Source organism: Streptomyces sp. APSN-46.1 (assembly GCF_022815725.1).
GTDB lineage: Bacteria > Actinomycetota > Actinomycetes > Streptomycetales > Streptomycetaceae > Streptomyces.
Genome location: NZ_JALGRF010000001.1, coordinates 369,913 through 387,853 on the forward strand (window position 1 = coordinate 369,913; position 17,941 = coordinate 387,853).

Below are 17,941 nucleotides of genomic sequence, written 5' to 3' on the forward strand. Positions count from 1 at the left end.
GCTACTATACGGGAATGGAAATCGTTTCCAATAACCTTCCCCGTTCAGAGAGAGGCAGGTAACACCTTGTCCGCCCACTGCCAACTGACCGGCGCCCAGCCGGGCTTCGGCAACAACATCTCCCACTCGCACCGGCGTACTTCCCGCCGCTTCGACCCCAACATCCAGAGCAAGCGCTACTGGCTGCCGAGCGAGGGACGCCATGTCCGCCTCACCCTGAGCGCGAAGGCGATCAAGACCATCGACAGCATCGGCATCGAGGCCGCGGTGGCGCGGATCCGCGCGCGGGGGGTGAAGGTCTGATGGCCAAGAAGAGCAAGATCGCGCAGAACGAGAAGCGCAAGGCGATCGTCGAGCGGTACGCCGCCCGGCGTGCCGAGCTGAAGGAGGTCCTCCGGCGGCCGTCCTCGACGGAGGCCGAGCGGCGCGCGGCGCTGGAGGAGCTGCGCAAGCAGCCCCGCAACGCGAGCGCCACCCGCGTGCGCAACCGGGACAGCGTCGACGGCCGGCCCCGCGGACATCTGCGGAAGTTCGGACTCTCCCGAGTCCGCATGCGCGAGCAGGCGCACGCCGGCTTCCTCCCCGGAGTGACCAAGTCCTCCTGGTAGTGCCCGCACGCCCGGCGAGAGCGCGTGGGTCCACATCTCCGGCGGGATGGGGGCCCGCGCGTCACCTCGCCCGTATCGGCTGAGGGAGCGGAAGTTCCGTCCAGACGGTCTTGCCGTCCCGGGTGTAGCGGGTGCCCCACCGTTCGGTGAGCTGGGCCACCAGGAAGAGACCGCGCCCGCCCTCATCGGTGGTGCGCGCACGCCGCAGGTGCGGAGCGGTGCTGCTGCTGTCGGAGACCTCGCAGATCAGGCAGCGGTCGCGGATGAGCCGGAGGATCACCGGGGGGCCGCCGCCGTACCGGTAGGCGTTGGTGACCAGCTCACTGACGACCAGTTCGGCGGTGAAGGCCATCTCTTCGAGGCCCCACCGGGTCAGCGTGGTCACCGTGAGGTCCCGTGCCCGAGCGGCGGCGGTCGGCTCCGCGGGCAGCTCCCAGGAGGCGACCTGCTCCGCTGCCAGCACGCGGGTGCGGGCGAGGAGCAGAGCGACGTCATCGCTCGGGCGCTCGGGCAGCAGGGCGTCCTGCACCGCTGTGCAGGTCTCGTCCAGTGATCGGCCGGGCCGGGACAGCGCTGTGCGCAGCCGCTCCAGCCGCTCGTCGAGGTCACGGCCACGGACCTCGACGAGGCCGTCCGTGTACAGCGCCAGCAGGCTGCCCTCGGCGAGTTCCAGTTCCGCGGACTCGAACGGCAGTCCGCCCAGGCCCAGCGGCGGCCCCTCGGGGAGGTCGGGCAGGCTCACCTGGCCGTCGGGCGTCACCACCGCGGGCGGCAGGTGACCCGCGCGGGCCAGGGTGCAGAGCCGGGAGACGGGATCGTAGACCGCGTAAAGACAGGTCGCGCCGACGATCTGTTGGCCCTGCGCGCGTCCGTCGGCCGGCTCCTGCTCGTCCGCCACCCGGTTGACCAGGTCGTCCAGGTGGGAGAGGACCTCGTCCGGCGCCTGGTCGAGGTTGGCCAGGGTGTGCACCGCTGTGCGCAGCCGGCCCATGGTGGCCGCGGCGTGCAGGCCGTGGCCGACGACATCGCCGACGACGAGGGCGACGCGGGCTCCGGAGAGCGGGATGACGTCGAACCAGTCGCCGCCGACGCCGGTGGCGGGATCGGCCGGCAGGTAGCGGTGGGCGAGCTCGACCGCACTGTGTTCCGGTAGTTCGCGCGGCAGGAGGCTTCGCTGCAAGGTCAGCGCGGCCTGGTGCTGCTGGCTGTAGCGGCGGGCGTTGTCGATGCAGACGGCGGCGCGCGTGGCGAATTCCTCGGCGAGCGTGAGGTCGTCCTCCTCGAACGGTTCGGGCCGCTTGGCCCGCCACAGGCTGAGCAGGCCGAGGAGCGAACCGCGGGCGGTCAGTGGCACGACGATCAGTGAGTGGGCGCCCAGGGCGAAGGCGCGCTGGGTGCGCTCCGGATCCTGGAAGTACCAGCCGGGGCTGCTCCGAAGTACTGGTTCGAGGATGGGCTGCCGCTCGGCGAGGCACCTGGCCTGCGGGGTCCGAGGGGCGAAGCGGAAGACCTCTCCGACGGGGTACATCACCTCCAGGGCCTGCGCCACGACCGAGTGCAGGGCCATCCTGCGGACGAGCCCGCTCGCCTCCGTGACGGGCTCGTCCGCAGGATGGCCCCGGGGCACCGACTCCAGCAGGTCCACCGAGACGGCGTCGGCGAGGTCGGGGACCGCGACGTCGGCCAGCTCCCGGGCCGTCTGGGTGAGGTCCAGTGTGGTCCCGATGCGAGCGCTCGCCCGGTTGAGCAGGGCAAGCCGTCGCCGGGCCCGGTAGCGGTCGGTGACGTCCTCCACCAACTGGGTGACTCCGAGGATCCCGCCGGAGGGGTCCTCCATCCGGAACGCGGACACGGACACCACCCGCTCGTGGTCGGGGTCACTCCTCAGGCGACAGGGCTGCTCGGTGAAGATCAGGGGTTCGCCCGTCTCCAGCACTCGCCGCAGCCGCGTCTCGATGGTCTCCACGTCCGGACCGATCAGGAAGTCGCCGGTGTGCGTGCCCCGGACTTCCGCCACGGGAAGCTGCGCGAACCGGGCCACCGCCCGGTTGACCCGCAGGACGCTCAGGTCGGGGGCGTGGACGGACAGACCGATCGGGGAGCGCCGGAACAGACCGTCCAGGACCGACCGGTCCGTCTCCCAGTGGACCACCTCCTCCGCCGGAGCGGCGACGAGGAGCCACTCGCGGCCCGAGCCGGCGCGGGTGACGGCGCGGGCGCGGAAGCCCAGCTCCACCCGTCGGCCACTGCGGTGCAGGACGGGCAGGACACCTGACCAGCCCAGGTCGCGCCGGCACGCGGCCACCGCGTCCAGGACGGCCTCGCGGTCGCGGGCGTCGACCAGGAATTCGGCCGCCGCCCGGCCGAGCACCTCCTCGGGCGGGTAGCCGAGCAGTGCCTGTGCGCGCTCGCTCCAGCCGACGACCCCGCCGTGGTCGTCCAGTACCGACGAGGCGGCGCGGTGCAGTGCGAACGGGTCCTCGGGCCCCTCGCCGAACGGCGGCACTGCTGCGTCCATCGCTACCACCCTTCGACCTGCCGGCCAAGCCTCCCCCGCCCACCTGGCCCAGTGTCCGACCACCTCCCGCGCGTCGCCACCCCGGCCTGGCCGCCTTCCAGCAGCTCTACGACCAGCGACTGGCCACTCCGCCCGGCGTCCGGTGCCTGACCTCCGCCCTCGTCACGAGTCCTCCCGTGGCTGGCGCATGCGGCTGACGGGGCCGAAGACGTCCCGGTCGTTGAGGAAACCCTCCAGCGCGAAGGTGGCGGCCCCTCGGGTGACCGCGTTGTGCGGCAGCGCGCTGCGACACAGGGTCGCGGCCCGGTGCGGCACGGGGAGGGCGTGGCGCGTGACCGCCTCGTACGTGGCCCGCAGGAGCCGCTCCCCGAGCAGGTCGATCACCTGGTTGCCGAGCACGAGCACCTGAGGGTTGACGACGTTGAGCAGGTTGGCCACGGCGGCGCCCAGATAGCGGCCGGTCCGGTCGATCACCGCGGCGGCCGTCGGATCGCCCTCCGCCGCAGCGCGCGCGAGGGCCTCGACCGCGGCCGCGTCGTCCGCCGGCGTCGCCCGTTCGTCGCCGGGTGCCAGTTCGCGCCAGGTCTCGGCGATCCCGCGGGTGCTGACGTACGCCTCCACACAGCCCCGGTTGCCGCACGTGCACAGCCGGCCGTCCAGGGCGAGGCAGGTGTGGCCCCACTCGCCCGCGCTGTTGGTGAAGCCGCGGTACAGCTGGCCGTCGACGGCGATCCCGGCGCCGACGCCGGCCCGAAGCGTGACCACGACCAGGTCGCCGACCTCGCGCCCGGCGCCGAACCACATCTCGGCGACCGTGCTGGCCCGCAATGGGTTGTCGAGCCACAGGGGGAGGCCGAGCCGCTCGTCGAGCAGGGACCGCAGCGGGACCTCGTGCCACGACCAGTACGGGGAGAACGACGAGACGCCGCCTTCGCGTTCAACCATGCCCGGCACGCTGACCCCGGCACCCAGCACCCGCTCCCGGGCCACCCCTGAACCCTTCAGCAATTCGGCCACGCAGCCGGCGATCTGCTCGACCACCTCGGCGGGTTGGACGTCGCCCCGCGGTAGCGGACGTTCGACGGAGTGCCGGACCCGCAACGCCAGGTCGAACAGTTCCGCGTGGACGGAGGTCTCGGCGATGTCGATGCCGATGAGCGCGCCCCGGTCCGCGTTGACGGTCAGACGGGCGCGCGGCCGCCCCCCGCCGGAGTCCTCGTGCCCCGCCTGCATGAGGACACCGGCATCGAGCAGCTCGGCCGTCAGGTTCGCGACGGTGGCGAAGGACAGGCCGGTGGCCGCCGCGATGTCCTGCCGGCTCATCGCGCCCGGGCCCGCGTAGACGCGCCGCAGGACCTCGAACCGGTTGAGTCGGCGAATGTCCTGCGACGTGCGCTTGATCATCACTCGTGCCCTTCGTCGGCAGTGGGGGAGCCGGCCTCCGTCATCCGTCCTCCGCATCTTATTCAAAGGGTTGGAAGAAGCCGGGAAGGGATATTTACAACCGTTAGACGAAGCCGTAGTTTTTCGTCCGTCGACCGAGGAGGACAGATGCTGCGACTCGGGGCCGTGCCCTGCTCACCCCTGCCCGGATGCCTTTCGGAAGGACCCGTCTGGGACGAACGCCGGGAAGAACTGCTCTGGGTGGACATCACCGAACGGCTCATCCACCGCGCCACCCTCACCCCGCGGCGCGACGGCTCCGGGCTGCCGGACCTCGCCCCCACCGGCACCCTGCGCCTGGACCGCCCGGTCGGCGCCGTCGTGCCCTGCGCGTCGGGCGCGCTGCTCGCCGCCGCCGGCACCTCCTTCCTGCGCCTCGACGAGGGCCGCCCGCCCGTCGAGGTCGCCGCGCCCGACCTGCCGCGCGACGGCGTACGGCGGCGCATGAACGATGCCGCGTGCGATCCGAGAGGCCGGCTCCTCGCCGGGACGATGGCGTACGACGAGACCCCCGGCGCGGGCGCGCTCCATCGCCTCGACCACGACGGCGTGGTCACGCTCCTCGACTCCGTGACCATCTCCAACGGCCTGGGCTGGAGCCCGGACGGACGACAGCTGTACTACGCCGACAGCCCGACCGGCCGCGTCGACGTCTTCGACTACGACGCGGAGACCGGCACGCTGGGCGACCGGCGCCCGTTCGCGGTCCTCCCCCGGGGCGTCCCCGACGGCCTGGCCGTGGACGCCGGCGGACGCGTCTGGGTCGCCGTGTGGGGAGGCGGCGAGGTCCGCGCCTACATGCCCGACGGCACCCTCCACGCACGGGTGGAGGTACCGGCCTCGCACGTGACGAGCTGCGCCTTCGCCGGACCGGACCTCGACGTCCTGGTGATCACCACGGCCACCCAGGGCCTCGACGAGGAACGGCGGCGCGCCGAACCCGACGCGGGACGCCTCTTCGTCTGCCGCCCCGGTGTCACGGGACTCCCGGCCACACCGTACGACGACACCTCCGTGACCGATCCTCCGCACCGCGCATCCCGCGTATCCCCCGCATCCCGCGCACCGTCCGAACCGTGAGGAAGCACCGACCATGACCACCCCGCACACGGGTCTGCGCGCCGCGCTGGACGCCGTCCCCGTCATCGCGATCCTGCGCTCCCAGTCCGCCGAGCGCTTCGCCGAAGTGACCGACACCCTGCGGACCGCGGGAATCCGCGCCGCCGAATTCACCCTCACCACGCCCGGTGCACTCGACGCGCTGCGCGAGTACGCGGCCGACGCCCCACCGGGGCTCGCGCTGGGCGCCGGAACGGTGACCACGCCCGCCGACGCCCAGCGGGCGGTCGAGGCCGGAGCCGCCTACCTGATCACCCCGACGACCTGCACCGACGTCATCGCCGAGGCGGCCCGGCTGGAGGTCCCGGTCCTCGCCGGCGCGTACTCCCCGACCGAGATCCTCACCGCCTGGCGGGCGGGCGCCACCATGGTGAAGCTCTTCCCCGCCGCCACCGGCGGACCGGAGTACCTCCGGGCGGTACGGGCCCCGCTCCCCGACATCCCGCTGGTCCCGACCGGGGGCATCGGCCTCGCCGACGCCCCCGCCTACCTCGCCGCGGGCGCCGCCGCGCTCGGGATCGGCGGTCCGCTGGCCGGCGACGCCTGCGAAGGCGGCGACCTCACCGCCCTGAGCGACCGCGCGGCCGCGCTCCTGCACCGGATCGGCCGATGACGCCCGCCGCCCCCGCCCCCGCCCCCGCCCCTGCCCCTGCCGCCCCCGCCACCCCCGCCCTCGTCACCCTCGGCGAGGCCATGGCGGTGGTCGCCGCCACCGAACCAGGGCCGCTCGCCACGCGAACGGCCCTGCGCCTGGGGTACGCGGGCGCCGAGGCGACCGTGGCCATCGGCGTCAGACGCCTGGGGCACACAGCAGCCTGGACGGGTCGCGTCGGACAGGACGCGGCGGGGGCCATGATCCTCGCCGGGCTGCGGGCCGAAGGCGTCGACGTCTCGCGCGGCCGGACGGACCCGGAGGCCCCCACCGGCCTGATGCTCCGCGAACGCCGGACCGCAGACCGCCTCCGCGTCACCTACTACCGCGCCGGGTCCGCCGGTTCCCGGCTGTCACCCGACGACGTGGACGAGCACCTGTTCGCCGGGGCCCGGGTGCTCCACATCACCGGCATCACCCCGGCGCTGAGCGGCACCGCCCGAGCCGCGGTCGAGCGCGCGCTCACGATCGCCCGCGCGGCCGGCGTGACGGTCTCGTTCGACGTCAACCACCGCGACCGACTGTGGAGCCGGAGCGAGGCCGCGACCGTGCTCGCCGGCATCCTCCCGTACGCCGACATCGTCTTCGCCGGGCCGCGGGAGGCGTCCCTCTTCGTGGCGGAGGACGAGCCGGAGCGCATGGCGCGGGCCCTCACCCGGCTCGGCCCCGGGCAGGCCGTCCTCAAACTCGGCGCCGAGGGAGCGCTCGCGGCGATCGGCGACGAGATCGTCGTCCAGCAGGCGATTCCCGTCACCGCCGTGGACCCCATCGGCGCGGGCGACGCCTTTGTCGCCGGGTATCTCGCAGGAGTCCTCGACGGTGTTCCCACGGCCGAACGCCTCCGGCTCGCCGCCGTTTGCGGAGCCTTCTCCGTCTCCGTCCCCGGCGACTGGGAGGGATTGCCGCGCCGGGACGAACTCGGCCTGCTCGCCGCCGAGGACGTCAGCCGCTGAGCGGTCTCGGTGAGAACCTCCCGGGGACGGTCGGCCGGCCGTCCCCGGCCCAAGCCCGACCGGGCACCCGATCCGACCCCCACAGGAACACCCATGAACCGTTTCTCCGGACAGACGGCCGTCGTCACCGGCGCGGCCTCGGGCATCGGCGCCGCCAGCGCCGTACGCCTCGCCGCCGAAGGCGCGGCCGTCGTCGTCTCCGACATCGCCGACGAGCCCGGCGAGGCCGTCGCGGCCGCCATCCGCGCCGACGGCGGCCGAGCCGTCTACGTACACTGCGACGTCTCCTCCGAGGCGGACTGGACCGCCCTGCGCGAGCAGGCCCACGCCCGGTTCGGCCCCGTGAGCATCCTCCACAGCAACGCCTTCACCCACACGCCCGCCGCCGCCCACGAACTCTCCGTCGCCACCTGGGACCGGGAGATGGCCGTCAACCTGCGTGCCCTCTACCTCGCCACCCGCACCTTCCTCGACGACCTGCGCGCCGAGCGCGGCTGCGTCGTCGCCACCTCCAGCGTGCACGCCGCCTTCGGCCTGCCCGGATATCCGGCCTACGCCGCCGCCAAGGGCGGCATGTGCGCCCTGGTGCGCCAGTTCGCCGTCGAGTACGGGCCGGACGTCCGTTTCAACGCCGTCCTCCCCGGCCCGATCCTCACCGACGTGTGGAACGACGTGGACGAGGAGGGGCGGCGGCTCTCCGCCGCCGCCACCGCGCTGGGCCGGCTCGGCCGGCCCGAGGAGGTGGCGTCCGCCGTCGCCTTCCTCGCCTCCGGCGACGCCGGCTACATCACCGGAACGAACCTGGTCGTCGACGGCGGCTGGACCGTGAAGAAGGAGTCCAAGTGAAGATCACCGCCCTGCGTACGTACCTGGTCGCACCCCGCTGGTGCTTCCTGCGCATCGACACGGACGAGGGCATCACCGGCTGGGGCGAGCCGGTGGTCGAGGGCCGTGCCCACACCGTCGCCGCGGCGGTCGACGAACTGGCCGACCACCTGATCGGCAAGGACCCGATGCGGATCGAGGACCACTGGCAGGTCCTCACCAAGGGCGGCTTCTACCGCGGCGGCCCCGTCCTCTCCAGCGCGGTCGCCGGCATCGACCAGGCCCTCTGGGACATCACCGGCAAGGCCCTCGGCGTCCCCGTGTGGCAGCTCCTCGGCGGCAACGTCCGTGACCGCGCCCGCATGTACAGCTGGATCGGCGGCGACCGGCCGGACGACGTCGCCCAGGAGGCTCTGGAGCGCCAGGGGCAGGGCTTCACCGCGGTCAAGATGAACGCCTCGGCGCAGCTGCGGCTCATCGACACCCCCGAGTCCGTGCACGGCATCGTGGAGCGTGTCGCCTCCGTCCGCGAGGCCGTCGGCGACCGCTTCGACATCGCGGTCGACTTCCACGGCCGGCTCACCGCCCCCATGGCCCGCCGGGTCCTGCCGCTCCTGGAGCCGTATCTGCCGTTCTTCGTCGAGGAGCCGGTCGTTCCCGAGATGAGCGACCACATCGGCGACATCGTCCGCTCCACCAGCATCCCCATCGCCACCGGTGAACGCCTCTACTCCCGCTGGGACTTCAAGAAGGTCCTCGCGCAGGGGATCGCCGTGGCCCAGCCGGACCTCTCGCACGCGGGCGGCATCTCGGAGGTCCGCCGGATCGCGGCCATGGCCGAGGCCTACGACGTCTCCCTCGCCCCGCACTGCCCGCTGGGCCCGATCGCCCTCGCCGCCTGCCTCCAGGTCGGCTTCGCCGCGCCCAACCTGCTGATCCAGGAGCAGAGCCTCGGCATCCATTACAACACCGGTTCCGACCTCCTCGACTACCTCGTCGACCCCTCGGTCTTCCGGTACGAGGACGGACACGTCGCCCTGCCGACCGGCCCGGGCCTCGGCATCGAGATCGACGAGAAGGCGGTCGAGCGGGCCGCCGAGACCGGCCACCGCTGGCGCAACCCGGCCTGGCGCCGCGACGACGGCTCCCTCGCCGAGTGGTAGGAGAAGGACAGCAGGGGCGGGCTCGCGAGAGCCCGCCCCCCGTCCCCTCACGTAGCCGACTACACGTCGCCGGGGGCGTGCAGCTCACCCGTCCGCGCCACGCGCGCGTACCAGTGCGCGCTCGACTTGGGTGTGCGCTTCAGGGTGTCGTAGTCGACGTGGATCGCGCCGAACCGCTTGGCGTAGCCGTACGCCCACTCGAAGTTGTCGAGCAGCGACCAGAGGAAGTAGCCGCGCACGTCCACCCCGGCGGCGATCGCCCGGTGCACGGCGTCGAGGTGCGCGTGGACGTACGCGGCGCGCTCCGGGTCGTGGACCGTGCCGTCCGGGCCGATCTCGTCCTCGTACGCCGCACCGTTCTCGCTGATGACGAGCGGCAGGCCGGGATACCGGGCGGCGGTCCGGGTCAGCAGGTCGTACAGCGCGCTCGGGTCGACCGGCCAGCCCATCGCCGTGCGTTCGCCCGGCGCCCGGTGGAAGGCGACGTCGTCAGCGCCGGGCCAGGGCGAGTGCTCGCTGTTGCCGTGGCCGTCGTCCTGCGGCTTCTGCTCGCCCTTCGCGACGTGCGAGACGACCGTCGGGGTGTAGTAGTTGACGGCGAGCAGGTCCAGGGGCTGGTGGATCGTGGCGGTGTCGCCGTCCTGGACGAAGGACCAGTCGGTCAGGTGCGCGGTGTCCGCGAAGAGATCCTCGGGGTAGGCGCCCTCCAGCATCGGGCCGAGCCAGACCCGGTTCCCGACGGCGTCGATACGGCGGGCCGCCTCCCGGTCCTCGGGCGAGGGCGTCAGGGGGCGCACCTCGTGGAGGTTGAGCGAGACCGCGAGCTGACCGCCCCCGGGCAGCGCGGCCCGCAGGGCCTGGACGGCGAGGCCGTGACCGAGGTTGAGGTGATGGGCGGCGCGCAGGGCGGCGACCGGGTTGGTGCGGCCCGGGGCGTGGACCCCGGAGCCGTAGCCGAGGAAGGCGCTGCACCAGGGCTCGTTGAGCGTGATCCAGCGCTTCACCCGGTCTCCGAGGGCGTCCGCGACGAGTCCCGCGTACTCGGCGAACCGCTCGGCGGTCGAGCGGTGCGGCCAGCCACCCGCGTCCTCCAGGTCCTGGGGCAGGTCCCAGTGGTAGAGGGTGAGGGCGGGCTCGACGCCGGCGGCGAGCAGTTCGTCGACGAGCCGACGGTAGAAGTCCAGGCCCTGCTGGACGGCAGGACCCCGGCCGGTCGGCTGGACTCGGGACCAGGACACGGAGAACCGGTAGGCGCCCAGGCCGAGTTCGGACATCAGCCGGACGTCGTCGCGGAACCGGTGGTAGTGGTCCACCGCCACATCGCCGGTGTGGCCTTCGAAGACCTTGCCCGGGGTGTGCGAGAAGGTGTCCCAGATGGACGGCGTCCGGCCGCCCTCACGGGCGGCGCCCTCGATCTGGTACGCGGCGGTGGCCGTGCCCCACAGGAAGCCGGACGGGAAAGAGCGGACGGCGGTGAGCGGCCGGGTCTCGGACGCGGTCATAGGAGAGCGCTCCCAACGCAAGTTTGGATGAAGTGGTGTCGGATGATGCGGTACGGACAGGGGGACGAGCCGTTCAGTTCTTGACGGCGCCGGCCGTGATGCCGCCGACGATGTGCTTGCCGAGCACGGCGAAGACCAGGAGCAGCGGCAGCGTGGATATGAGCGCGCCGGTCAGTACGACGGCCTGGTCGACCGTGTGGTTTCCCGCGCCGAGGCCGGCCAGGGCGACCTGGAGGGTTGGGTTCCCGTCGGGGGTCAGCGCGATGAACGGCCAGAAGAAGTCGTTCCAGGCCTGGACGAAGACGAGCATCCCGAGGACCGCCATCGCGGGCCGGGCCACCGGGAACACCACGTGCCAGATGATGCGCAGGCTGTGCGCGCCGTCCATCCGGGCCGCCTCCACCAGTTCCACCGGCAGTGCCTCGATGAGGTACTGCCGCATGAAGAACACACCGAAGGCGGCGACCAGCGAGGGCAGGACGACCGACTGGAGCTGGTCGACCCAGCCGAGGTCGGTGATGATCTGATAGAGCGGGATCACGCTGAGCTGCGGCGGGATCGTCATGGTCGCCACCACCAGCCCCAGCAGGGCGCCCCGGCCCTTGAAGGGCAGCTTGGCGAAGGCGAAGCCGGCCAGGGTGGAGAACAGGACGGTGGACAGGGCCACGAGCCCGGCCACGATCGTCGTGTTGACCAGCGCCTCGCCCATGTCGACCTGGTTCCAGGCGAAGGAGAGGTTGTCGAAGAGCCGGGGGCCGGGCAGCAGCGGGGCCGGGGCCTCGACCACGCGCTCGCCCGAGTGGGAGGCGGCGACGAGGTTCCAGTACAGCGGGAAGAGCGAGACCAGCGCGGCCAGGCCCAGCAGGACGTAGGTCAGCGGTCCCGCGTGGTGCTGACGGCCTGCCGACTGGCGAAGCAGCCTGACGCGCGGCGCCGGAGCGGTGGTCGTGTCGAGTGTGCGGGCCATGAGGTCAGCTCCCCGGCTTCTTGCGCTTGCGGTTCGAGCCGTTCGAACGGTTCGAGCGGTTCGAGCGGGAGATCGTCGTATGGACGCCGCCGATGAGCAGAAGGAGCAGCAGCATGACCCAGGCGATGGCGGAGGCCTGGCCCAGCGCGCCGGTCACCCACCCCTTCTCGTACATGAGCAGGCTCAGCGTCTGGAACTGGTTGCCGCTGCCACCGCTGATGCCGACGCTGCCGCCGAAGAGCATCGGCTCGCCGAAGAGCTGGGTGGCACCGATGGTGGAGACGATGATCGTGAAGAGGATCGTCGGCCGGATGGAGGGGATGGTGACGCTGAGGAACTGGCGCCAGCGCGATGCCCCGTCCAGCGCCGCGGCCTCGTAGAGGTCCTGCGGTACAGCCTGCATCGCCGCCAGGTAGATGAGTGCGTTGTAGCCCGTCCAGCGCCACGTCACGATCGTCGAAATCGCGATCTGCGAGGGCCATTTGGAGGACTCCCAGGCGACGGGCTCGAAGCCGGACCAGCCCAGGACCGTGTTGATCAGGCCGTAGTCGGTGTTGAACAGTTGGGCGAAGACGAGCGTCGCCGCCGCGATCGAGGTGGCGTACGGGGCGAGGACCGCGACCCGGAAGAACCCCCGGCCGCGGAGTTTGTAGTTGAGCAGATGCGCCAGGCCGAGGGCCATCAGCAGCTGGGGAACGGTCGAGATCACACCGATGGTGAAGGTGTTGCCGAGGGCGTTCCAGAAGAACTCGCTGGTCGCCAGAGAGCCGTAGTTCTCCAGCCCCTTCCACTGCGCGCTGCCGCCGAGCTCGACCCGGTGGAGCGAGAGCCAGCCCGTGTAGATCAGCGGGAAGAGGCCGAAGGCCGCGAAGGTGAGGAAGAAGGGGGCGATGAAGACGTACGGAATCGCCTTCAGGTCCAGGCGGTAGAGCACGCTGCGCAGGCCGCCGCCGCGGCCGGAAGGGTGCTTGCGGGAGCCGGGGGCGGAGGGCGGTGCGGAGGGCGGTTCGGTGGGCGGCGGGGGGCCGCCACCCGTCACCCGTATGGAGGTGGCCACGGGGGCGTCCTTCCAGGTCGATGCGTGCGGTGGTGCGGACGGTGACGGCCCGCCGCCCGCGGGCGGGACGGGCCGCGCGCGACCCTCGCTACTGCTCGATCTTGTCGTCGACCAGCTTCTTGACGTTCTCCCAGGCCTTCGCCGGGTCGGTGCCGCGCTGCTCGATGTCGAGGATGCCGTTGTCGGTGAGGAAGGTCTTCACCTGGCCGTCCCAGCGGCTGATCGGGGCGGGCGTGATGCCGGCCGCGGCCTCGGAGTAGATCCTGCCGACCGGGGTGTCGCCGAAGTACGGCAGCTTGGCGTCCTGAACGGCCGGGGAGCTGAGCGTGTCCTTCGAGGACGGGATGTTGCCGTTCACACCGAAGACCTTGGCGTGCTGCGCCGGAGCGGTGAGCCAGGCGGCGAGCTCGGCCGCCTCCTTGGCGTGCTTGCCCGACTTCGGCACGGCGAGGAACGAGCCGCCCCAGTTCCCGGCCACGGGCGGCGCGGCGATGTCCCACTTCCCCTGGTTCTCGGCGCCCGCCTGCTCCTTGATGATGCCCGTCATCCAGCTCGGGCAGGCGACCGTGGCGAACGTCGAGTTCTTGAAGGCTGCGTTCCAGGTGCCCTTCTCGTCGAACTGGCGCAGCTTCGCGGTCAGTTCGCCCTTCGTCGCCGCCACGGCGGTGTCCCACGCCTTCTTCACGCCGGGGCTGTTCTCGTAGTCCAGCTCGCCCTTGGCATTGGCGTACTGCACCTGCTCGCTGGAGACGACCGCGTTGAACAGACCGCTGGCGGAGTCGTGGAACGCGGTTCCGGCCGGGGCGCTCTTCTTGTACGTCTCGCCGGTCTGTATGAACTTCGCCCAGTCGCCTGCCCAGAGCTTGGCGACCTCGGTGCGATCGGTCGGCAGTCCGGCCTTGGCGAACAAGTCCTTGTTGTAGCAGATGGCCATCGGGCCGATGTCCGTGCCGAGGCCGATGACCTTGCCGTCGCCCGTGGTCGCCTGCTTGACCTTCCAGTCGAGGAACGCGCCGAGGTCGGCGCCGCCCGTCGTGCCGAGGTCGGCCCACTTGTCCGCCATGGCAGGCCCGGTCGCCTCCGCGATGTAGCCCACCTCCAGGGCCTGGATGTCCGCGAGACCGCTGTCGCGGGAGAGGCGCAGCTTGAGCGTGTCCCAGTACTTCTGGCCGTCGGCGACGTTCGACTCTTCGATCTTGATGCCCGGGTGGGTCTGCTCGTACTCGGCGTAGAGCTTGGCCCCGGTCGTGTTGTCGTAGCCGAAGGAACCGAAGGTTCCGATCCGCAGCGTGATCTTCTCGCCGCCGCCACCGCCGCCCGCGCCGTCGTCGCTGTCGCCGCCGCAGCCGGTGAGCAAGGCCGTACCGGTCGCGACGACGGCGACCGCTGCGATCGCGGTGCGGCGTCCGCGTCTGCTGCTGGAAGTGCGCATTCCACTCTCCTCGTCCAAGGAAGGTCGTTGTGCATCCCTCGTGGGAGCGCTCCCACCTCGTTGCCGGAAGGTTGCTGCCTGTCGGGTACGAGTGTCAAGAGATGAACGCGGATTCCTGATGAGAAGGTGCTCGGCGCGCATCCCGCCCCCGCTTTCCGGCGAGTCCCGTCAGGTTCTGAAGGCGGCCATGGCGCCGGGGCGCCTGAGCGCGACACGGCCCGGAGCCGTACGGAATCCAGAGGTTCCGTACGGCTCCGGGCCGCTAGCGGCGCAGCCGGCTCCACCGGCGGTGCGTCACAGCGCCGGGTGGGCGTTCTTCAGGAGCTCCTGGAACTGGGCCGAGAACCACTGGCCGGACAGGGGTGCGTCCGGGAGGGACCCCGACATGCTGTTGCCGTTACGGGCGTTCCCGGTGTAGGTCGGGTCGCACATCCGGTCGAAGCCCTTGCCCTCGGTGTTGGGGATCTCCTTGCTCGCCCCGTCCGACTCGCCCGGGGGCTTGATCCACACGTACGCGTCGATGCCCGCGGCCGGTGCCGCCTGCGGCCTCTCGCCGAGCCCGGCGCCGGACTGGTTGCACCAGTTGCCGAGGTGGATGCGCCGGTCGTAGCGGCCGCCGTTGACGTACGTGTCCACGTTCGTCAGCGCGCCGGGTCCGGTCGGCCGGGCCGTGCCGCCCCAGCCGTTGCGGGAGGTGTCGATCAGCATGCCGAGGTTCGCGTCGAAGCCCAGGGAGACCAGCTTGGCCCGCATGGCCTGGGCGTACGACAGCTCGTCCGTGTACCGGTTCCAGTCGACCCACTTGGACTGGCGTACGGATGTGCCGTTGACGGAGTCTTCGATCTTGAAGTGGTCTTCCTTCAGCGCGCTGTAGTTGGCGGTGTTGACGATGAAGCCGTGCACCTTGGAGAGCGTGGAGCCCTCGGCGGTGGCGGCCTGCTTGAAGAGTTCGGCGGAGGCGCCGAAGTTGTCGTCCCAGCCGAGCCAGCCGTGGTGGCCGGCGTCCACGTAGTTGTAGACGTTGGCGATGGAGCCGAGCTTGTTCAGTGCGTAGCCGACGCCCGTGATGTAGTTGCCGTTCGCCTTCATCACGTCGCAGTTGGGGGTGGCCGTGGGGCGGCCGGAGACGTTGGTGACCAGGTTGGGGAGCGAGTCGATCTCGACGGTGGTGACGATCCTGAGTCCGGCGTACTTGGGGTCGGCGAGGATCGCGGCGATGGGGTCGATGTACTCGGTCTTGTAGCGGCCGATCTCGGTCGGGCCGAGTTCGCCGTTGGAGGCGAGCGCGGCGCAGTCCCGTCCCGGCAGGTTGTAGATGACCAGCTGGACGACGAGCTCGCCGCTGCCCTTCTGTGTCAGGGCCGCGTCGAGGTGAGCGCGCAGACCCATTCCGCCGTTCACGCCCTGGATGGCGGCGGTGCGGTCCAGCCAGACTCCGGTGGGCTGGTTCGACACCTTGGTGCCGCCGGGTTCGGCGGCGGCCTTGGCGGACCACTCGGGGTTCACGTACACCTTGGCGCCGGCGTACGGGTTGTCGGCCTTGCCGCCGGACGGCGGCGGGGTGGTGGGCGGTGTCGTCGGGGGAGTGGTCGGCGGCTCCGTCGGCACGGTGGCACCGTTGCAGGTGACACCGTTGAGCTTGAAGGTCGCGGGAACGGAGTTCGTGCCGCTGTACGAGCCGTTGAAGCCGAAGGAGGTCGAACCGCCCGTGGCCAGCGACCCGTTGTAGGAGACGTTCTTGGCGGTCACGGCCGCACCGGATTGGGTGATGGTGGCGTTCCAGCCCTGGGTGACCTTCTGGTCGCCCCCGTAGGACCACTCAAGGGTCCAGGCGGCGACCGGGTCGCCGGTGTTGGTCACGGTCACATTGGCACCGAACCCGGTGTTCCACTGGCTGGTGACCTGGTAGTCGACCTTGCAGCCGGCGGTGGCGGCACCGGCGGTGGTGCCGAACACGGTGGCGGTGGCGCCGGCGGCCGTGACGAGGCCGATGGCCGCCAGCAGGGCGGTGCGGCGGGTTGTACGGCTGGTCGTGCGGCTGGTCGTGCGGCTGGTCGTGCGGGGGGTTGTGCGGCTCATTTCGTGGGGTGCCTTTCAGTTCAGGGCGCGCAAGTGGTCGCGCAGCCCGATGCCGAATGAGGTGGGGGTGCCGTCGTACGAGGTGATCAGGGCCGGACCGGAGTTGCAGTTCCAGGTGTTCCAGGTCCAGCCGAGATACGAGAGGGTGCGGGCGTCGAACCACGCCATGACGCGGTCGACGAACGCGTGTCCGCAGGTGTTCTCACCGATCTCGCCCGCCACCAGGGGGACCCGGGCGGCGACCGGGGCGAGGGTGGCGTCCCAACACGCCTCGGTGGAACAGGTGTTGAAGTTGTAGACGTGCCAGGCCGCGGCCAGATTGCCCGTCGGGTCGGTGGGGGAGTGCGCGAGCCACTGGCTCAGGTCGTTGGAGTACGCGATACCGGGGACCAGTACGAGATTGCGGGCCCCGGTCGCACGGACGGAGTCCACCAGGTCCTGCATGCCGGCGACCTCGTAGCCGATGCCCGGGCATGTGCCGCCGTCGCGCCAGCAGGTCCACGCCTGCGCGGTGGTGGAGGTCGCCCGGTCCGGATAGGGCTCGTTGAACAGGTCGAAGACGATCCGCTGGTCGTTCTTGAAGGTGTTCGCCACCGAGGTCCAGAACGCCGGGGTGTACTGGGCGTCCGGCATCGGCTTCTGGCAGGAGGCGTGGACGTCGGCGCAGCCCGAGGAGTTGCCGGTGTACTGGCCGTACGTCCAGTGCAGTTCGACGACCGGGGTCATGCCGTGGGTGAGCACCCGGTCGACGAGGCCCTTGACGGCCTCGACGTAGTTCGTGCCCCGGTACTCGGGCTTGATGTTGTCGAGGCCGAGCCAGCACTCCTCGTTGAGGGGGATGCGGACGGTGTTGGCCTCCCAGTCGGCGATGGCGCGCACCGAGGCGTCGTCGACGGGGCCGTCGAAGATGCCGTGGCCCTGGACGCACATGAACTCGGCCCCGGAGCGGTTGACGCCGAGGAGGCGGCGGGTGGCGCCGTTCTGGTCGGTGAGGCGGTTGCCGGTGACGCTCAGTACGGGCGCCCCGGAGACGGGGTCGGGGGGATCGGTCGGGTCGGTGGGCGTCGGTGTCGGTGTGGGCGTGGGCGTCGGTCCCGGGTCGGTGTTGCAGGGCGTTCCGTTGAGCGTGAACGTGCTGGGTGCCGTGTTGGCGCCCGACCACGAGGCGATGAAGCCGGCCGTTACGCTCGCGCCGGTGCCGAGCGTGGCGTTCCAGCCCTCGTTCACGGCCGTGACGGCCGCCCCGGCCTGGGACCACTTGGCGCCCCAGCCCTGACTGACGGTCTGACCTGCCGGAAAGCCGAAGCCGAGGCTCCAGCCGTTCAGCGCGGAACTGTTGTTGGTGACGGTGACCGCACCCTGGAATCCGCCGGCCCACTGGCCGACGACCGAGTACTCCACCGTGCACAAGGGTGCGGCCGCGGCTCCTGAGGCCGTACCCATGACGGCGAACGCACAGCTCGCCATGACGAGCGCTGCCCCCGTGAACAGGGCGGACAGGCGTGGGGGATGTCGCATGAGCGACTCCTTGCAGCGAGGACGCGCACTGACGGCGCGCCGACTGACGGAATCGCTCCCACTGGTTGGGGCCAGACCGTAGCGGCAACTGACGCCAAGCAAAAG

At 71.5% G+C, this 17,941-nt stretch carries 15 protein-coding genes; 7 read left to right on the forward strand and 8 right to left on the reverse strand.

Features of this window, described 5'->3' with window-relative positions; all coding sequences use genetic code 11:
• The first annotated feature begins 66 nt into the window (after positions 1-66).
• Both rpmB and rpsN read left to right on the forward strand, forming a co-directional pair.
• Complete coding sequence (gene rpmB, locus MTF65_RS01675) at positions 67-303, forward strand: 50S ribosomal protein L28 (RefSeq protein WP_243626354.1); 237 nt, start codon at positions 67-69, stop codon at positions 301-303.
• Entirely contained in the window at positions 303-608 is a 306-nt protein-coding gene (gene rpsN, locus MTF65_RS01680; protein WP_243626355.1) for a 30S ribosomal protein S14, read from the forward strand. The genes rpmB and rpsN overlap by 1 nt, the downstream gene beginning before the upstream one ends.
• Before the next feature lie 61 nt (positions 609-669).
• Here rpsN and MTF65_RS01685 read toward each other — a convergent pair whose 3' ends face one another.
• Together MTF65_RS01685 and MTF65_RS01690 are read right to left on the reverse strand one after the other, a co-directional pair.
• Positions 670-3,126: a SpoIIE family protein phosphatase gene (locus MTF65_RS01685; protein ID WP_243626356.1), complete on the reverse strand. Its 2,457-nt coding sequence runs from the start codon at positions 3,124-3,126 to the stop codon at positions 670-672.
• 162 nt (positions 3,127-3,288) lie between these two features.
• Entirely contained in the window at positions 3,289-4,530 is a 1,242-nt protein-coding gene (locus MTF65_RS01690) for an ROK family protein (protein WP_243626357.1), read from the reverse strand.
• A gap of 147 nt (positions 4,531-4,677) precedes the next feature.
• On the opposite strand from MTF65_RS01690, the gene MTF65_RS01695 reads away from it, so the two are divergent.
• From MTF65_RS01695 to dgoD, 5 genes are all read left to right on the forward strand, one after another.
• Complete coding sequence (locus tag MTF65_RS01695; RefSeq protein WP_243626358.1) at positions 4,678-5,649, forward strand: SMP-30/gluconolactonase/LRE family protein; 972 nt, start codon at positions 4,678-4,680, stop codon at positions 5,647-5,649.
• Positions 5,650-5,662: 13 nt separating this feature from the next.
• Positions 5,663-6,301 carry a bifunctional 4-hydroxy-2-oxoglutarate aldolase/2-dehydro-3-deoxy-phosphogluconate aldolase gene (locus MTF65_RS01700; RefSeq protein WP_243626359.1) on the forward strand — a complete coding sequence of 213 codons (639 nt, stop codon included), beginning with the start codon at positions 5,663-5,665 and terminating at the stop codon, positions 6,299-6,301.
• Complete coding sequence (locus MTF65_RS01705; RefSeq protein WP_243626360.1) at positions 6,298-7,293, forward strand: sugar kinase; 996 nt, start codon at positions 6,298-6,300, stop codon at positions 7,291-7,293. Before MTF65_RS01700 ends, MTF65_RS01705 begins: the two co-directional genes overlap by 4 nt.
• Positions 7,294-7,386: 93 nt before the next feature.
• Positions 7,387-8,139: an SDR family NAD(P)-dependent oxidoreductase gene (locus MTF65_RS01710; protein WP_243626361.1), complete on the forward strand. Its 753-nt coding sequence runs from the start codon at positions 7,387-7,389 to the stop codon at positions 8,137-8,139.
• Positions 8,136-9,281: a galactonate dehydratase gene (dgoD, locus tag MTF65_RS01715; RefSeq protein WP_243626362.1), complete on the forward strand. Its 1,146-nt coding sequence runs from the start codon at positions 8,136-8,138 to the stop codon at positions 9,279-9,281. Before MTF65_RS01710 ends, dgoD begins: the two co-directional genes overlap by 4 nt.
• Positions 9,282-9,340: 59 nt before the next feature.
• Here the strand turns inward: dgoD and MTF65_RS01720 are convergent, their stop codons facing one another.
• The 6 genes from MTF65_RS01720 to MTF65_RS01745 all read right to left on the reverse strand — a co-directional run bounded on the left by MTF65_RS01720 (position 9,341) and on the right by MTF65_RS01745 (position 17,836).
• Entirely contained in the window at positions 9,341-10,783 is a 1,443-nt protein-coding gene (locus MTF65_RS01720) for a GH1 family beta-glucosidase (RefSeq protein ID WP_243626363.1), read from the reverse strand.
• Positions 10,784-10,856: 73 nt separating this feature from the next.
• Positions 10,857-11,750 (reverse strand): carbohydrate ABC transporter permease, encoded by an 894-nt coding sequence (locus MTF65_RS01725; RefSeq protein WP_243626364.1) that lies wholly within the window; start codon positions 11,748-11,750, stop codon positions 10,857-10,859.
• 4 nt (positions 11,751-11,754) lie between these two features.
• A complete protein-coding gene (locus MTF65_RS01730) occupies positions 11,755-12,807 on the reverse strand; it encodes a carbohydrate ABC transporter permease (protein ID WP_374207136.1) in 1,053 nt (350 codons plus the stop codon).
• A gap of 88 nt (positions 12,808-12,895) precedes the next feature.
• Positions 12,896-14,239, reverse strand: a complete 1,344-nt coding sequence (locus MTF65_RS01735) for an ABC transporter substrate-binding protein (protein WP_243626365.1) — start codon at positions 14,237-14,239, stop codon at positions 12,896-12,898.
• A 294-nt stretch (positions 14,240-14,533) separates the two neighbouring features.
• Entirely contained in the window at positions 14,534-16,318 is a 1,785-nt protein-coding gene (locus MTF65_RS01740) for a glycoside hydrolase family 6 protein (protein WP_243626366.1), read from the reverse strand.
• Positions 16,319-16,333: 15 nt separating this feature from the next.
• Positions 16,334-17,836: a cellulase family glycosylhydrolase gene (locus MTF65_RS01745; protein ID WP_243626367.1), complete on the reverse strand. Its 1,503-nt coding sequence runs from the start codon at positions 17,834-17,836 to the stop codon at positions 16,334-16,336.
• Positions 17,837-17,941 lie beyond the last annotated feature (105 nt).